Raw genomic sequence first — 14,362 nt, 5'->3', positions numbered from 1 at the left:
ATTACTCCTTGTCCGCCAGATTGATCACGCGGTTGGAGCGGTCCACCGGGCGCACCTGCTGCCCGTCATGCAGCACATGAACACCGGCGGCGACTACCCAATCAGTGGCGTTCAGGCCTTCCAGCACCGGCACGGTCTTCTCGCCGAAGGCGCCGACACGCACCGGGGCTTTTTTCAGGGTGTTGTTGGCGCCGAGTACCCAGACGTAGGTGGCGCCGTTTTCTGCGGTGACTGCCGAGAGCGGCACTGACAGCGATACGACGTCAGCGGCCTGGATAAACACCCGGGCGCTCTGACCGAGTTCGGCCGGTACTTTGCCGGCGGTGAAGGCAATACGCGCGGCGAACGTGCGCGACTTCGGATCGGCCGCCGGCGAGAGTTCGCGGATCCGCCCGGCAAAGCGCTGGTCAGGTTGGGTCCAGAGCTCCACGGACACCGGCTGGCCCACCTTGAACCGGCCAAAACTCTGCTCCGGAAGGCTGATCAGCACTTCCCGCTCACCATCAGTGGCCAGGGTAAACACGGTTTGCCCGGCGGCTACCACCTGCCCGACTTCCACCGCCCGCTTGGCCACCACACCGTCCTGGGGCGCCCGCAGAACGGCATAGCTGGCCTGGTTGGTCGATACGTTGAATTCGGCTTTGATTTGCTTGAGGCGCGCTTCACCGGATCGGTAAAGATTTTCGGAATTGTCGTACGCCGAACGGCTGACCATCTGACGGTCCATCAAGGTCTTGTAGCGATCACGCTCGGCACGCACCAGATTGAGATTGGCTTCGGCCGCCGCGACCTGGGCGCGGGTGGCCTCCAGTTGCAGGCGTACGTCCTGGGGATCAAGCTCCGCCAGCGGCTGATCAGCCTTGACCCGCTGCCCCTCCTCGACCAGTCGTCGAATCACCTTGCCGCCAATCCGGAAAGCCAGGTCCGGCTCGAAACGCGCCCGCACTTCACCGGGGAAACTTTCCATGGCCTGCGCCGAAGGCTCTGGCTGCACCATCATGGCCGGTCGCACCGTGACCTGAGGCGCCTCCTCATGACCGCACGCGGACAATAAAAAAGCCAGAACGACTGGCAACGCGAGGGGCAAGGCATAGCGGAACATGGTGAAGGACCTTTCGCTAATGGTGCTTGGAATAATTATACTGGCCAGTATGTTATTAATAGCAAACTCACCAGTCCAGTATTAAAGCGAAGAATGCCCAACAATCTTTCAGCCCCCAACGGCCCTGGCCGTCCCAAGGATCTGGCCAAGCGCCAGGCGATCCTCGACGCGGCGAAAAGCCTGTTCCTGAGCAACGGCTACGCGAACACCAGCATGGACGCAGTGGCGACCGAGGCCGGCGTGTCAAAGCTCACGGTGTACAGCCACTTCAACGACAAGGAAACGCTGTTTTCCGCGGCCGTCGTGGCCAAATGTGAAGAACAACTGCCGCCGCTGTTTTTCGAGTTGCCCGACGGCATCGCAGTGGAGACCGTGCTGCTGAACATTGCCCATGGTTTTCACCAACTGATCAACAGCGATGAATCGGTGAACCTGCACCGCCTGATGATGACCCTGGGCAGCCAGGATCCGAAGCTCTCGCTGATCTTCTTCGAAGCCGGCCCCGAGCGCATGCTGCATGGCATGGAAAGGTTGCTGGTAAGGATCGACCAAAGCGGCGCGCTGAGCATCGATAAACCGCGCAACGCGGCCGAGCATTTCTTTTGCCTGCTCAAGGGCGCAGGGAATTTTCGCCTGCTGTATGGCTGCGGCGCGCCGCTGGCCGGGGAGGCCGCGGAAAGCCATGTGCGGGAGGTGGTGGGGTTGTTTATGCGGGCTTATCGGCCGGATTCAGTCTGAGTTATGTGCAGCAAGGACCGGCCCCATCGCAGGCAAGCCCGCTCCCACAGGAGGTCTGTGATTTAACACGAATCCCTGCGGGAGCGGGCTTGCCCGCGAAAGGCGCAACCCGGTCTCAGGACTTGAGCGCCTTCTTCGGATAAATATCATACCGACTCGATTTCCCGTCCAGAGCATGGCTGGGCTTGGGCCCCTCAATGCACGGTGCCTTGCGCGGGCGCTTGACCACCACGCGATGGCTGGCAAGAGCTAACGCCGCTGCGAGCAAGGCCGGCGCATCCAGGTCATCGCCCACCAGTGGCCGGAACAGGCGCATCTCCTTCTTCACCAGGGCGGTTTTCTCACGATGCGGGAACATCGGGTCCAGGTAGATCACCTGCGGTGGCTCCCCCTCCCAGTTGCGCATCACCTCGATCGAGTTGCCCTTGAGCAAACGCATGCGCGCCACGATCGGCGCCACGTCGAAATCCTCCGCCGCACGCAGCAGGCCATCTTCGAGCAAGGCGCCAATCAAAGGCTGGCGTTCGATCAGGCTCATCTCGCAACCCAGACTCGCCAGGACAAACGCATCCTTGCCCAGCCCCGCCGTGGCATCCAGCACCCGCGGCCGCACGCCTTGGCCGATACCCACCGCCTTGGCGATCATCTGCCCGGTGCCACCGCCAAACAGGCGCCTGTGGGCCGCACCGCCTTCGACAAAATCCACCCGCACCGGCCCCGGCGCATCGGCCCCGAGCTGTTGCAGTTGCAAACCCTGCTCGCCTACCTGCAGCGCGAACTCGGCATCGGCCACCTGCAACGGCAAACCCAGGCGCTCTGCCCATTGTTCGGCCTCTGGCTGGAAGGTCGTGCCCAGGGCTTCGACATGGATGCGGCAGGCCGACGGTTGCTCAATCATGGAAAACACACTCAAAAAATTAATGATCGGCAAAAACGGCCGATAACAAAACTATCGAGCATTTTGCCAGAGCTGAGCGTCGACCGAGAAAAATGTCAGACATTCAACCCATCATCACAGGCTTTATCTCGCCCTACGGCGATTACAGCCTGCGAAACTCCCAAGCACTGAGCGGCGTCAGTCATCTGTGGCAGGATTTTTTTGCCCGGGCCCTGGCTGATCAGTCGAAGGAAGAGGTGCTCCCCGCTTCGCTGGATTTCCCGGCGGTCGACCTCGACAGCCCGGTCGAACCCACCGTGGGTAGCGACCTGCTCGCGCATATCGTTTCGCAGCGCGAATGTAACGTGCAGGACCACGTAGTACGCCCGCCCGAACCACTGTTCCTGCCAATTGCCGAGTTCGAGCTGGACCTGGTCGACAAGCCCTTCCCACCGTTCCCGGAAGAAGAAATCGTCGCCCAACAGAAACAGCAGGATTTCGAAAGCGCCTGGGTTCGCCCGATCGTGCTCAATGCTGGCCAACCGTTGGCAGACGTTGGCCCGGCGCCACAACCGCGCCTGCTGCACCTGCCCATCGCCGAATTCGAACTTGATCTGCTGGACAAGCCGTTCCCGCCTTTCTCGCCCGAAGAACTGGTGGATCAGCAGAAAAACTTCGACTTCGACATCGGCTGGGCTCGCCCGATCGTCCTGCACAACCTGCGCATCGCCGCCTGACCGTCAGCGGCACACCGACCACGGCCCGACATCCACATGAAAGTGATTGTGATGGGCGGCATTGTAATCCGGACTCAAGACCACACTGAACAGCCCACAGCCGCCATTGCGAACCTGCCGTAAAAACTGCGCGTCGCGATTATCCCCTGGCCAGTCCTTGAGCACACTGATCGTTCGCCCATCTGCCAGGCGAAAACCGGCGATGTCCAGCGCATCGGCGGACGCATGCTGGCTGCGCCTCGCATTCTCGCGCCCGTAGACGTTGCGACAGGCGAAGCTGCCCAGATGATCGACCCGCGCCACCGCCTGCCCATAGATCGCCTGAGCTGCAGGCTGAAGGGCATGGCGCTCGAACAGTGCGAAGGTCACGGCCAATGGGCAACTGGCGAGGAAACTGCTGCTCAACGCGACCTCGCCGCCCTGTATGCGCAAGGTATTAAGCAGCGGGCAGGTCGCGTCGGGGCTATCGGCCTGGCGGTTCACGCGCAAGCCGGAAGTGGCCAGGGCCTGGTCACACAGCTGGGCATCGGCGCGCAAGCGCATGAGTTTGTAGCGCGTGAGGACATTCGGCGCAGCGGCAACGTCCAGCGGCGCCCAGGGGTTCCACTGCGGCGGTACCGCGATCCAGCCACGCCACACGCCCGCAGCGGTTGAGCCGATGATCAGCAGCAGGAACAACAGCCACCAGCGCAACCGCATCGTCAGCCCTTGAACAATTGATTGGCCTGGGCGTACGGCATGGACCTTGAGGTGAAGTCAAACGTGCCGGCCTCCTTTATCTCCCGCGCCGCACGGAAAAACTCGCCATAGGCCGCCAGAGCCAGCGCCGAACCGACGCTGATGCGCCTGACGCCCATATCGTTCAATTGCGCGACCGTCAATTTGAGGCCACCGGACATCAGCACATTGACCGGCTTGGGCGCGACCGCACGAACCACCGCCAAGACCTCCTCGGCACTGCGCAGCCCGGGTGCATACAGCACGTCGGCGCCCGCTTCAGAAAACGCCTGCAGACGGTGGATCGTGTCCGCCAGGTCCGGATTGCCGTGCAGGAAGTTTTCCGCCCGGGCCGTCAGCGTGAAGGCAAAGGGCAAGCTGCGAGCGGCTGATACTGCCGCTTCGATCCGCGCCACGGCATGTTCGAAACAATAGATCGGCGCGTCATCGCGGCCCGTCGCGTCTTCGATCGAGCCGCCAACAGCCCCGGCCTCTGCCGCACGCAGAATACTTTGCGCACAGGCGGCGGGATCATCGGCAAAGCCGTTCTCCAGATCGACCGCCACTGGCAGGTCCGAGGCCGCGACGATCGCCCGGACATTGGCCAGGGTGTCATCCAGGCTCAGTCCGCCGTCCGGGCGAGCATTGGAGAAGGCATAACCGGCGCTGGTGGTGGCCAGGGCCTGGAACCCCAGGCTGGCGAGCATTTTCGCCGAACCGGCGTCCCACGGATTGGGAATCACGAAAGCCTTGTCGCGTTCATGCAGCGCTTTGAACGCCTGGGCTCGAAGGGTTTGCGCATCCATTGGCAGGCTCCTGGAAAAGACGACTCACGCCTCAGAGCAAACCAAGTTGTTCGGCGGCGGGCTCTCTGTATAGCTCAGGCAGCGCCGGCAGACCAGGTAAACGCAGCATCAGTTGAGTGTGGAAACGTTGCGCGAGTTTCGCAGCCAGCAGGTTGTCGGCGGTGTGCAGGAAGATATAAGGCGTGCGGCCCTCCTCGATCCACTGCGCAATTTTTTCCACCCAGGGCACCAGGAACGGATCATTCGCTTCCAGCTGTGGATGACCAATGAAGCGCACCTGTGGGCACTGTGTGAACGCCGCCGGGCGAGTCGCCACGTTGGGCTTCTTAGCCTGGGCGTCGAGCACGGCAGGATCGGTCGAGGTGCAACTGAACAGTGCCCGTGGATCGAGGCAGATACGTTCGATGCCACGATCGCGCAACAATCGATTGAGAATGCGTTCGCTGTCGCCCTTGGCGAAGAACTCCCGATGGCGCACCTCCACCGCCAGTGGCCGCTCCAACGCATCAATGAAACCCGCCAGTTCGGGCAGGCGCTGCGGTGTGAAGCTTTTCGGCAGTTGCAGCCACAGTGGCGAGACTCGTTCACCCAAGGGGCTGAGCAGTTGCAGGAAAGTCTCGGCCGCAGTCAGCTGTTCACGCAGGTCGCCGCTGTGGCTGATGTCGCCGGGGAATTTGGCAGTAAAGCGAAAGTGCTCGGGCATGGTGTCGGCCCAGCGCTGCACAGTACTGGCAGCCGGGCTGGCGTAGAAGGTTGTATTGCCTTCAACCGCATTGAACACCTGGGAATAAAGCGACAGGAACTCGGCAGGCCGGGCATCTTGCGGATAGAAGTAATCGCGCCAGGCGTTTTCACTCCAGGACGGGCAACCGAGGTAATACGGCAGCCGCATCAGATGTACAGGTCGAGGCCCAGCACGTCTGCATCCCAATCGACGAAACCGGCAGTGCTGAGGTAGCTGGCAAGGGCCATTGCGACGCTCTTGCTCATGGCGCGATGGTAGATCATGTCCTGCTGACGCGCCGGAAGATTACCCAGGCGTTGCGCGCCAGCTTTGGCGGCGCGGGCGGCCATTTGCTCTTCGGATGGATATTCCAGCTCACCGTCGATATCGACCGGCTCGTCCTGCACCACAGTGCTCTTACGCTGTTGGCGCTTGATGGGGTAGGACTGAGAGGAAAAGCCGTCTATACGCATAAAGTCATGCTCGGTATCGATGATGGCAGTTTAGTGGCGCGCAGGGCTCTTCGCAAACTGCCGAATGATAACTAGAACACAAAAAAGGCAAAAGGTTTAAACATGGAAGATGGAAACTGACGATTGGCTGTGTCTGTGAGGCCGTCTTCGCGGGCAAGCCCGCTCCCACAGGAGGCATGTCGCACACAAGTTCAGTGACAACTCGCAATCTGTGGGAGCGGGCTTGCTCGCGGAGAAACCACCGCGATTCAAGCTTATCTTGCTTTAGGCGTCGCCACTTTATCGCGCAAATAAACCGGCTGCGCCTCATCCGCCACGATGGCTTCACCGCGCGCCCAGGCAAATCTGGCCAGCGTCAGCAGGTCTTCAGCGTGGGGCAACATGCCCGCATCCTGCCCGCTCGGATTGACGGCTATGCGCTCGGCATAGCCCCAACCGGTACCCGCACCGAACCACTCGCCGCTGGCATCGGCAGGCAACGCTGCCGCTTCCGGCGCCAGCACCGCTTCGGCACCGACCAGGCGCATCTCCCCCGCTGTCTCGCGGTAGCAACCCCAATACACTTCATCCATGCGCGCGTCGATAGCCGCGGCCACCTGGCTCACGCCATGCTCGCGCAAGGCCCGCTGCGCCAGCACTGCCAGGTTGGATACCGGCAGTACCGGGCGATCCAGGGCAAAGGCCAGGCCCTGGACCACGCCGATGGCGATCCGCACGCCGGTAAATGCTCCCGGCCCCCGGCCAAATGCGATGGCGTCGACCGCCTGCAGCGTGGTCCCGGCGTCTGCCAGCAACTGCTGAATCATCGGCAACAGCTTTTGCGCGTGCAGGCGCGGGATCACCTCGTAATGGCTCGTGACCTTGCCGTCATGCAGCAAGGCAACAGAGCAGGCTTCAGTCGCGGTGTCCAGGGCCAGCAAGGTGCTCATCGATGTTTCCGTAAGAGAGTCAGAAAAAGTGCGCCAGTATAAACAACTACGGCCCGCAAGCGGGCCGTAGAAGATCAAACGCAGATCAGCTCAGGGCTTCAAGCACCTTGCCGGTGATCGCTTCGACGGAGCCGACGCCAGCAATGTGGCTGTACTTCGGCTTGCCATCGGTTTCAGCCGACAGCTTCTGGTAGAAAGCCACCAGCGGTTTGGTCTGGGAATGGTAGACCGACAGGCGATGACGAACGGTTTCTTCAGTGTCGTCCTTGCGCTGCACCAGGTCTTCACCGGTGATGTCGTCTTTACCGGCAACTTTCGGCGGATTGTAGACGGTGTGGTAGACGCGGCCGCTGGCCTCGTGAACACGGCGACCGGCGATGCGCTGAACGATTTCTTCGTCGTCAACGGCGATCTCGACCACGTGATCCAGCTCCACGCCGGCTTTGACCAGCGCTTCAGCCTGAGGAATGGTGCGCGGGAAACCGTCGAACAGGAATCCGTTGGTGCAGTCAGCCTGGCTGATGCGTTCCTTGACCAGGTTGATGATCAGGTCGTCGGAGACCAGACCGCCGCTGTCCATGACGCTCTTGGCGATCAGGCCCAGCTCGGTGCCAGCCTTGACCGCTGCACGCAGCATGTCGCCAGTGGAGATTTGCGGAATGCCGAATTTCTCGGTGATGAACTTCGCCTGAGTACCTTTACCGGCCCCGGGAGCTCCCAGCAGAATGACGCGCATCGATGTGCTCCTCAATTTTTTATATGGATAACGTCAGATTCGCCTCATGGGGCCAATCTCAAAAATAGGGTCGTGACCGCCCAAACGGCCAAAGGCTGCTCAAGATACACAGCAGTTCCTGCCCACACAAGCCGCCGAAAGTCGGAGAAACCCACGCCTTGCGTGACTTTGCGACGGGGTACCCCAAGTCGCAACCCCATCACTAACTGTCGCCTGACCGCACTTTCGCGCGACTCGGCGGCAGGCATCCGCCACCCGCTGCAGGTGCCGGACGCCACCGCAAAATGTTAGCCGGTGTTACGCAAACCAGCGGCAATCCCCGCCACAGACACCAGCAGCGCCTGTTCTACCGGGCTGCCTTGAGTGACTTCCTGCTGCCGGGAGCGCGCCAGCAACTCCGCCTGTAATAGATGAAGCGGGTCGAGGTAGGTGTTGCGCAAGCGGATGAATTCGAGGGTGGCCGGGCTATGCGCCAGCAGTTGGGACTGACCGGTCAGCCCCAGGACCACCGCGCAGGCCTGCGACAATAGGTCGCGTAAATGCGCACCTAGTGGCAGCAGATCCGGCTCCACCAGACGCTCGTCGTAAGACCGGGCGATGTCCGCATCGGCCTTGGCCAGGACCATCTCCAGCATATCGATGCGCGTGCGGAAGAACGGCCACTGCTCGCGCATCTGCCCCAGCAACTCACCTTCGCCGCGCTCCAGCGCCTTGCTCAGTGCCGCTTCCCAGCCAAGCCAGGCTGGCAACATCAGTCGGGTCTGGGTCCAGCCGAAGATCCAGGGAATGGCCCGCAAGCTTTCAATACCACCCGCGCGTCGCTTGGCCGGGCGACTGCCCAACGGCAGGCGACCGAGCTCCTGCTCCGGGGTGGACTGGCGGAAATACTCGACGAACTGCGGATTTTCCCGCACCACTGCGCGATAGGCTTTCACGCCATCAGCGGCCAGTTCGTCCATCAGATCGCGCCAGGCCGGCTCCGGCGGTGGCGGTGGCAACAACGTTGCCTCCAGCACGGCCGCCAGGTAGAGGTTGAGGTTCTGTTCGGCGATATCCGGCAGGCCGAATTTGAAGCGGATCATTTCCCCCTGCTCGGTGGTGCGGAACCGCCCCGCGACCGAACCCGGCGGCTGCGACAGAATGGCTGCGTGAGCAGGACCGCCGCCACGTCCAACGGTGCCACCGCGGCCGTGGAACAACAGCAGCTCCACCTGCTGCTCGCGGCAAATATCGACCAGGCGTTCCTGCGCGCGATACTGCGCCCAGGCTGCCGCCGTGGTGCCGGCATCCTTGGCCGAGTCGGAGTAGCCAATCATGACTTCCTGCGGGCCGTGCAGGCGTGAACGATAGCCTGGCAGGAGCAACAGTTTTTCGATCACCGGGCCGGCGTTATCCAGGTCGGCGAGCGTCTCGAACAGCGGCACTACACGCATCGGCCGCAATACCCCGGCCTCCTTGAGCAGCAGCTGCACGGCCAGCACGTCCGAGGCGGCGCCGGCCATGGAGATCACATACGAGCCCAGCGAAGCGCCCGGCGCGGCGGCGATTTCCCGGCACGTGGCCAGTACTTCGGCGGTGTCGGCCGATGGCTTGAAGTACGCCGGCAACAATGGTCGACGGTTGCCCAGCTCGCGCATCAGGAAGTCGATGCGCTCTTCTTCAGTCCAGTCCTCGTAGCGCCCCAGGCCCAGGTAATCGGTGATTTCGGTCATGGCCGACGAATGCCGCGAGGAGTCCTGGCGTACATCCAGGCGTACCAGGAACAGCCCGAACGTCACCGCTCGGCGTAGACAATCGAGGAGCGGTCCATCGGCAATCACGCCCATGCCGCACTCGTGCAGCGACTGATAACACAGCTGCAGCGGACCTAGCAGGTCGCGGTTATCCTGCAGCACATCAGCCGTTGCCGGTGTGCTGGCTGTCAGGGATGCATGCGCCCAGTTACGCGTTGCCCGCAGACGTTCACGCAGTTGCTTGAGCACCGCGCGGTAAGGTTCGGCGCTGTCGCCGGCCTTTGCCTTGAGCGCATCGCTGGCCTGCTGCATCGACAGCTCCGCTGCCAGTTGATCGATGTCACGAACGTACAGATCCGCCGCCATCCAGCGCGCCAGCAGCAGCACTTCGCGGGTGACCGCCGCCGTGACATTCGGGTTGCCGTCGCGATCGCCGCCCATCCAGGAAGCAAAGCGAATCGGCGCAGCTTCCAGCGCAAGGTGCAGGCCGGTGGCGTCGTGCAGGGCCTTGTCGGCCTTGCGCAGATAATTGGGAATGGCTTGCCACAGCGAGTGCTCGATGACCGCAAAACCCCATTTCGCTTCGTCCACCGGGGTCGGGCGGGTGCGGCGGATTTCCTCGGTGTGCCAGGCTTCGGCGATCAGGCGTTGCAATTTGACCTGGATCTGCTCGCGCTCGGCGCTGGTCAGGTCGCGATGGTCCTGAGCCGCCAACTGCTCGGCGATGGCGTCGTATTTCTGGATCAGGGTACGGCGTGCCACCTCCGTCGGGTGCGCGGTCAGCACCAGCTCGATCTCCAGCCGCCCCAACTGCCGCGCCAGCGCTTCGGCACCATGACCTTCGGCCCGTAAGCGAGCGAGCAACTCCGGCAATACCCGGGCCTCGAAAGGTGCCGGTTGGGATTCCTCGCGTCGGTGGATCAGTTGGTACTGCTCGGCGATATTGGCCAGGTTGAGAAACTGGTTGAACGCCCGCGCAACCGGGAGCAATTCATTTTCGCTCAACTGGTTGAGGCTGGCGCTCAGCTCGGCGTCCATCGAACCGCGCCGGTCGGCCTTGGCCCCCTTGCGAATCTGCTCGATCTTGTCGAGGAAGCCGTCGCCATACTGCTCGCGAATGGTGTTGCCCAAGAGCTCACCCAGCAGGTGAACATCCTCGCGCAAGCGTGCATCAATATCGGTCATCAGCAGTTCTCCAGCAAAAAATCCGGGCGGCCAGGAACCTCAAGAGTGCCGCTCCAGACTGTTTCTGACAAGCAGACGACGAAGGGACTGTAAACCTTTGGGGTTGAAGCTAGTCTGAAGAGTAAGCCGTACAACGGCTTGCCGCCCCTCACCGGCGGATACTCTCCGGCCTGCCACGAGCAGGCGCGCAATGAGGTTGTCATGAAAATTCGCGAGCTCGCCCAGCATTGGGAAGAAAATGCCAAAGGTCGCCTGACCGACACCGGTTACAAGATTCACCTGGACGTGGAAGCGGCCGCGAGACTGGCGGCCATCACCGAAATGTACCCCAAGCGCCAGCCCGAAGAACTGCTCGGGGAGCTGATCGGCGCCGCGCTGGAGGAGCTTGAGAAAAGCTTCCCGTATGTGAAGGGATCGACCGTCGTGGCAACCGACGAAGAAGGCGATCCATTGTACGAAGACGTCGGCCCGACCCCACGTTTCCTGGCGCTGTCGCGCAGGTATTTGCATGATCTGGCGAGCGGTGGCGACGAGCCCAAACACTGATCATCGTTCCCGAGAATGCAGGTGATCCCTGTGGAAGCGGGCTTGCTCGCTCCCACATTAGCCCGAGAATACCTCTGCGCCCCCCACAAAGTTCCACCTCCAAAACCATGACCAATCGGTCAGGTATTTTTTCCGGCGATTGGCCATCTCTTCTGAACTTTTGAAAAAGCGCTCGGGTCGTACCCAGTAACCACGCCTGGGACGGCCGTTTCAAAACGCCTCTTAACATCGACGGTACGGCTCCATGCCCAGGATGGATTTTCAAGTTTTTCAGGAGCATTTCCAATGGAGTTGAAGACCATGAAGACCAGCATCGCCAAATCCTCGTCTACTCACCTGCGCGGTCTGAAAATGGCTGCACTGGCAATCGGCACCAGCTTCGTTCTGGCCGGTTGCGCAGGCAATCCGCCGACCGAGCAGTTCGCCGTGACTGAATCGGCCGTCAATAGCGCCGTCAGCGCCGGCGGTACCGAATTCGCAGCCGTGGAAATGAAATCGGCTCAGGACAAACTCAAGCAGGCCGAGCTGGCCATGCATGACAAGAAGTACGCCGAAGCCAAGGTTCTGGCTGAACAAGCCGAGTGGGACGCCCGTGTAGCGGAACGCAAAGCGCAGGCAATGAAGGCCGAACAGGCAGTCAAGGACTCTCAGAAAGGTGTTCAGGAATTGCGTCAGGAAAGCCAGCGCACCGTGCAGTAAGCGCGCATCCAGACCCCAGACCTGAAGCTCTAATCGATAGAAAGGACGACTTATTATGCGTAAACAATTGATGATCCCCGCTCTCCTGGCCGCAAGCGTTGCACTGGCAGCCTGCTCCACTCCGCCTAACGCGAACCTGGAAAACGCCCGCACCAACTACACCGGCCTGCAAACCAACCCGCAGGCCAGTAAAGTAGCGGCGCTGGAAACCAAGGAAGCCAGTGACTACCTGGACAAGGCAGACAAGGCTTACCTGAACAAGGAAGACGAGTCGAAAGTCGATCAGCTGGCTTACCTGACCAACCAGCGCGTCGAAGTGGCGAAGCAGACCATCGCCCTGCGCACCGCCGAAGCCAACTTGAAAAACGCTTCGGCCCAACGTGCCCAGGCTCGTCTGGATGCCCGTGACGCGCAGATCAAGCAGCTGCAGGACAGCCTGAACGCCAAGCAGACCGATCGCGGTACGCTGGTGACCTTCGGTGACGTGCTGTTCGCCACCGACCGTGCCGACCTGAAATCCAGCGGCCTGGTCAACATCAACAAACTGGCTCAGTTCCTCCAGGAAAACCCGGACCGTAAAGTGATCGTCGAAGGCTACACCGACAGCACCGGTACCGCGTCGCATAACCAGTCGCTGTCCGAGCGCCGTGCGGCTTCCGTGCGCACTGCCCTGGTGAAAATGGGCGTTGATCCAGCGCGCATCGTTGCTCAGGGTTATGGCAAGGAATACCCGGTTGCCGAAAACGGAAACGCTTCGGGCCGTGCCATGAACCGTCGTGTTGAAGTGACCATTTCCAATGACAACCAGCCGGTCATGCCGCGCTCGGCCTTCAGCGCTAACTAAGCTTTACGCAGTGACACAAAAGCCCCGCCTGATCTGATCAGGCGGGGCTTTTTGTTGAAGATCAAAAGATCAAAAGATCGCAGCCTGCGGCAGCTCCTACGGGGTTGTTGCAGCTGGCGAGGGCGTCAGGGTTCGAGCTTTTGCGGAGTTTCCCCGCCCACACAACGCACTGCCTTCTTCTTGTTGTCTACCAGCACGCCGGTCAGGCCTTTCTGCTCGGTGTCGAACATGACCAGCACGCCATCGATGCACTGGGCCACTTGCGCGGCCGGCTGCAGGGAAATCTTGTAGTCTTCGCCGGGCACGGTCTTGAGCATGGTGAACTCGCTCAGCAGCAGTGCATCCTCGGGTTTGGCAAAGTGCAGGTAGCCGTACCACCACAGGGCACCCACAGTGCCGAGGATGCTGCAGATACCGGTGATGATCAGCGGGATGGCGTTACGTTCTTCACTCATTACGGACTCTCTGGTGGTTCATCTTCAGAATTCGGGGGCGCCGGGTAATTCGGGATTTCGCCCAAGCGGCGCAGGCCGTCGAAATGTTGCGGATCGTCAAGGTAGCGCAGCATGACCTTGCGCCAGACCGGGTCGGCAAAGGTCTGCACATGCCCACCCCGGGTCAGTTGCAGCACCCGCGGCGGCGGCGCAGCTTGATACAGACGGATGCCGTTGGAAAGAGGCACGATCGGATCGTCGATGCTGTGGTAAATCAATTTGGGCACGCCATCGAGCTGCGCCATGGAGTTGATCGCGCTGTCGCCGTCCGGCACCAGCCAGGACAACGGCACCTGCAAGGGCCAGGTCAGCCAGGAACTGCTCAGGGCAAAACGCCCGACGCTGCGGTAGCTGGCCGGCACACCGTCGAGCACAAACGCCTTGAGCTGCTTCTGGCGCTCCGGGTGCTGGACCAGGTAATGCACCGCCATTGAACCACCGAGGCTCTGCCCTAAAAGGATCAACGGCTTACCCTGGACCTCAGGCGCCTGGTCAAGCCATTTGAAGGCGGCGTCGATGTCCTGGTAGATCGCCGGCAGGCTCGGTTCGCCTTCGGAAAGGCCATAGCCGCGATAGTCCAGCAGCAATACCTGGTATCCCTCTTGCGGTAACCACCAGCTGCCTCCGAGGTGCATGGGCAAATTGCCGCCATTGCCGTGCAGATGGAGCACCGTGCCCTTGACCTCGACGCCTTGCTTCGCCGGAAGCCACCAGGCATTCAGCTTGAGGCCATCGGCAGTGACCAGGGTGACTTCACGGTAGTCGAGCTTGGCTTTTGCCGGGGTGAACAGTTGACCGGGCTCAGGGTAGAACAGCAGCGAGCTGCAACCGCCGAGGGTCAGGAGAAGGCAGAGGATGCCGAGGATTCTCATCCGTTGAAGTCCCGCGTAACAAAGAAGTGTGGAATTCATCACCGATCTTGTGGGAGCAAGGCTTGCCCGCGATAGCGTTTTGTCAGTAGACCACAGCGCTGAATGTCAGATGGTCATCGCGGGCAAGCCTTGCTCCCACAGGAGCGGGTG

16 protein-coding genes are annotated in these 14,362 nt (G+C 61.4%); 5 read left to right on the top strand and 11 right to left on the bottom strand.

The genetic code is table 11. The annotated features are described in order from the left end of the window. Window position 1 precedes the first annotated feature (1 nt). Complete coding sequence (locus AAEZ09_RS21280) at window positions 2–1,102, bottom strand: efflux RND transporter periplasmic adaptor subunit (protein WP_350600685.1); 1,101 nt, start codon at window positions 1,100–1,102, stop codon at window positions 2–4. A gap of 93 nt (window positions 1,103–1,195) precedes the next feature. On the opposite strand from AAEZ09_RS21280, the gene AAEZ09_RS21275 reads away from it, so the two are divergent. Further along, window positions 1,196–1,840, top strand: coding sequence for a TetR/AcrR family transcriptional regulator (locus tag AAEZ09_RS21275; protein ID WP_205893158.1), 645 nt, complete (start codon window positions 1,196–1,198; stop codon window positions 1,838–1,840). 115 nt (window positions 1,841–1,955) lie between these two features. Here the strand turns inward: AAEZ09_RS21275 and AAEZ09_RS21270 are convergent, their stop codons facing one another. Next, complete coding sequence (locus AAEZ09_RS21270; protein ID WP_209012834.1) at window positions 1,956–2,738, bottom strand: class I SAM-dependent methyltransferase; 783 nt, start codon at window positions 2,736–2,738, stop codon at window positions 1,956–1,958. A 92-nt stretch (window positions 2,739–2,830) separates the two neighbouring features. On the opposite strand from AAEZ09_RS21270, the gene AAEZ09_RS21265 reads away from it, so the two are divergent. Continuing rightward, window positions 2,831–3,454: a hypothetical protein gene (locus AAEZ09_RS21265; protein ID WP_045060109.1), complete on the top strand. Its 624-nt coding sequence runs from the start codon at window positions 2,831–2,833 to the stop codon at window positions 3,452–3,454. Window positions 3,455–3,457: 3 nt separating this feature from the next. On the opposite strand, the gene AAEZ09_RS21260 is transcribed toward AAEZ09_RS21265, so the two are convergent. The 7 genes from AAEZ09_RS21260 to ppc form a co-directional block, all read right to left on the bottom strand. After that, window positions 3,458–4,153 carry an extensin-like domain-containing protein gene (locus tag AAEZ09_RS21260; protein WP_045060108.1) on the bottom strand — a complete coding sequence of 232 codons (696 nt, stop codon included), beginning with the start codon at window positions 4,151–4,153 and terminating at the stop codon, window positions 3,458–3,460. Window positions 4,154–4,155: 2 nt separating this feature from the next. Continuing rightward, window positions 4,156–4,977, bottom strand: coding sequence for an isocitrate lyase/PEP mutase family protein (locus tag AAEZ09_RS21255; RefSeq protein ID WP_045060107.1), 822 nt, complete (start codon window positions 4,975–4,977; stop codon window positions 4,156–4,158). Window positions 4,978–5,008: 31 nt separating this feature from the next. Continuing rightward, a complete protein-coding gene (locus tag AAEZ09_RS21250) occupies window positions 5,009–5,869 on the bottom strand; it encodes a DUF72 domain-containing protein (RefSeq protein WP_045060106.1) in 861 nt (286 codons plus the stop codon). Then, complete coding sequence (locus AAEZ09_RS21245; RefSeq protein WP_045060105.1) at window positions 5,869–6,174, bottom strand: hypothetical protein; 306 nt, start codon at window positions 6,172–6,174, stop codon at window positions 5,869–5,871. Before AAEZ09_RS21245 ends, AAEZ09_RS21250 begins: the two co-directional genes overlap by 1 nt. A gap of 254 nt (window positions 6,175–6,428) precedes the next feature. Then, a complete protein-coding gene (gene tsaB, locus AAEZ09_RS21240) occupies window positions 6,429–7,103 on the bottom strand; it encodes a tRNA (adenosine(37)-N6)-threonylcarbamoyltransferase complex dimerization subunit type 1 TsaB (protein ID WP_045060104.1) in 675 nt (224 codons plus the stop codon). A gap of 85 nt (window positions 7,104–7,188) precedes the next feature. Next, entirely contained in the window at window positions 7,189–7,839 is a 651-nt protein-coding gene (gene adk, locus AAEZ09_RS21235; protein ID WP_045060103.1) for an adenylate kinase, read from the bottom strand. Window positions 7,840–8,126: 287 nt separating this feature from the next. Further along, complete coding sequence (gene ppc / locus AAEZ09_RS21230; protein WP_205893156.1) at window positions 8,127–10,757, bottom strand: phosphoenolpyruvate carboxylase; 2,631 nt, start codon at window positions 10,755–10,757, stop codon at window positions 8,127–8,129. A gap of 201 nt (window positions 10,758–10,958) precedes the next feature. On the opposite strand from ppc, the gene AAEZ09_RS21225 reads away from it, so the two are divergent. The 3 genes from AAEZ09_RS21225 to lptF all read left to right on the top strand — a co-directional run bounded on the left by AAEZ09_RS21225 (window position 10,959) and on the right by lptF (window position 12,846). Next, window positions 10,959–11,303, top strand: a complete 345-nt coding sequence (locus tag AAEZ09_RS21225) for a pilin assembly protein (RefSeq protein WP_350600684.1) — start codon at window positions 10,959–10,961, stop codon at window positions 11,301–11,303. Between the two features lie 285 nt (window positions 11,304–11,588). Next, the gene (locus AAEZ09_RS21220) at window positions 11,589–12,002 is read left to right on the top strand and encodes a DUF4398 domain-containing protein (RefSeq protein ID WP_045060761.1); all 414 of its coding nucleotides are present in this window, start codon (window positions 11,589–11,591) and stop codon (window positions 12,000–12,002) included. 55 nt (window positions 12,003–12,057) lie between these two features. Further along, window positions 12,058–12,846, top strand: a complete 789-nt coding sequence (gene lptF / locus AAEZ09_RS21215; protein WP_350600682.1) for a lipotoxin F family OmpA-related lipoprotein LptF — start codon at window positions 12,058–12,060, stop codon at window positions 12,844–12,846. A 125-nt stretch (window positions 12,847–12,971) separates the two neighbouring features. Here lptF and AAEZ09_RS21210 read toward each other — a convergent pair whose 3' ends face one another. Both AAEZ09_RS21210 and AAEZ09_RS21205 read right to left on the bottom strand, forming a co-directional pair. Next, window positions 12,972–13,301, bottom strand: coding sequence for a PA3694 family proteiin (locus AAEZ09_RS21210; protein WP_045060763.1), 330 nt, complete (start codon window positions 13,299–13,301; stop codon window positions 12,972–12,974). Then, window positions 13,301–14,212, bottom strand: coding sequence for an alpha/beta hydrolase (locus tag AAEZ09_RS21205; protein WP_045060764.1), 912 nt, complete (start codon window positions 14,210–14,212; stop codon window positions 13,301–13,303). The genes AAEZ09_RS21210 and AAEZ09_RS21205 overlap by 1 nt, the downstream gene beginning before the upstream one ends. Window positions 14,213–14,362 lie beyond the last annotated feature (150 nt).

This window comes from Pseudomonas sp. 65/3-MNA-CIBAN-0223 (genome assembly GCF_040310425.1).
GTDB lineage: Bacteria > Pseudomonadota > Gammaproteobacteria > Pseudomonadales > Pseudomonadaceae > Aquipseudomonas > Aquipseudomonas gregormendelii.
Note: the sequence above shows the minus strand (reverse complement) of the source record. Positions and strands in the feature narration are given on the sequence as shown.

Excerpts from the sequence above, each read along its gene's own strand:
- AAEZ09_RS21210 (WP_045060763.1), bottom strand. The coding sequence starts at position 13,301 with ATGAGTGAAGAACGTAACGCCATCCCGCTGATCATCACCGGTATCTGC.
- AAEZ09_RS21270 (WP_209012834.1), bottom strand. The coding sequence starts at position 2,738 with ATGATTGAGCAACCGTCGGCCTGCCGCATCCATGTCGAAGCCCTGGGC.
- AAEZ09_RS21205 (WP_045060764.1), bottom strand. The coding sequence starts at position 14,212 with ATGAGAATCCTCGGCATCCTCTGCCTTCTCCTGACCCTCGGCGGTTGC.
- AAEZ09_RS21250 (WP_045060106.1), bottom strand. The coding sequence starts at position 5,869 with ATGCGGCTGCCGTATTACCTCGGTTGCCCGTCCTGGAGTGAAAACGCC.
- AAEZ09_RS21265 (WP_045060109.1), top strand. The coding sequence starts at position 2,831 with ATGTCAGACATTCAACCCATCATCACAGGCTTTATCTCGCCCTACGGC.
- AAEZ09_RS21275 (WP_205893158.1), top strand. The coding sequence starts at position 1,196 with ATGCCCAACAATCTTTCAGCCCCCAACGGCCCTGGCCGTCCCAAGGAT.
- AAEZ09_RS21220 (WP_045060761.1), top strand. The coding sequence starts at position 11,589 with ATGGAGTTGAAGACCATGAAGACCAGCATCGCCAAATCCTCGTCTACT.
- AAEZ09_RS21255 (WP_045060107.1), bottom strand. The coding sequence starts at position 4,977 with ATGGATGCGCAAACCCTTCGAGCCCAGGCGTTCAAAGCGCTGCATGAA.
- AAEZ09_RS21245 (WP_045060105.1), bottom strand. The coding sequence starts at position 6,174 with ATGCGTATAGACGGCTTTTCCTCTCAGTCCTACCCCATCAAGCGCCAA.
- ppc (WP_205893156.1), bottom strand. The coding sequence starts at position 10,757 with ATGACCGATATTGATGCACGCTTGCGCGAGGATGTTCACCTGCTGGGT.
- lptF (WP_350600682.1), top strand. The coding sequence starts at position 12,058 with ATGCGTAAACAATTGATGATCCCCGCTCTCCTGGCCGCAAGCGTTGCA.
- AAEZ09_RS21260 (WP_045060108.1), bottom strand. The coding sequence starts at position 4,153 with ATGCGGTTGCGCTGGTGGCTGTTGTTCCTGCTGCTGATCATCGGCTCA.
- AAEZ09_RS21225 (WP_350600684.1), top strand. The coding sequence starts at position 10,959 with ATGAAAATTCGCGAGCTCGCCCAGCATTGGGAAGAAAATGCCAAAGGT.
- tsaB (WP_045060104.1), bottom strand. The coding sequence starts at position 7,103 with ATGAGCACCTTGCTGGCCCTGGACACCGCGACTGAAGCCTGCTCTGTT.
- AAEZ09_RS21280 (WP_350600685.1), bottom strand. The coding sequence starts at position 1,102 with ATGTTCCGCTATGCCTTGCCCCTCGCGTTGCCAGTCGTTCTGGCTTTT.
- adk (WP_045060103.1), bottom strand. The coding sequence starts at position 7,839 with ATGCGCGTCATTCTGCTGGGAGCTCCCGGGGCCGGTAAAGGTACTCAG.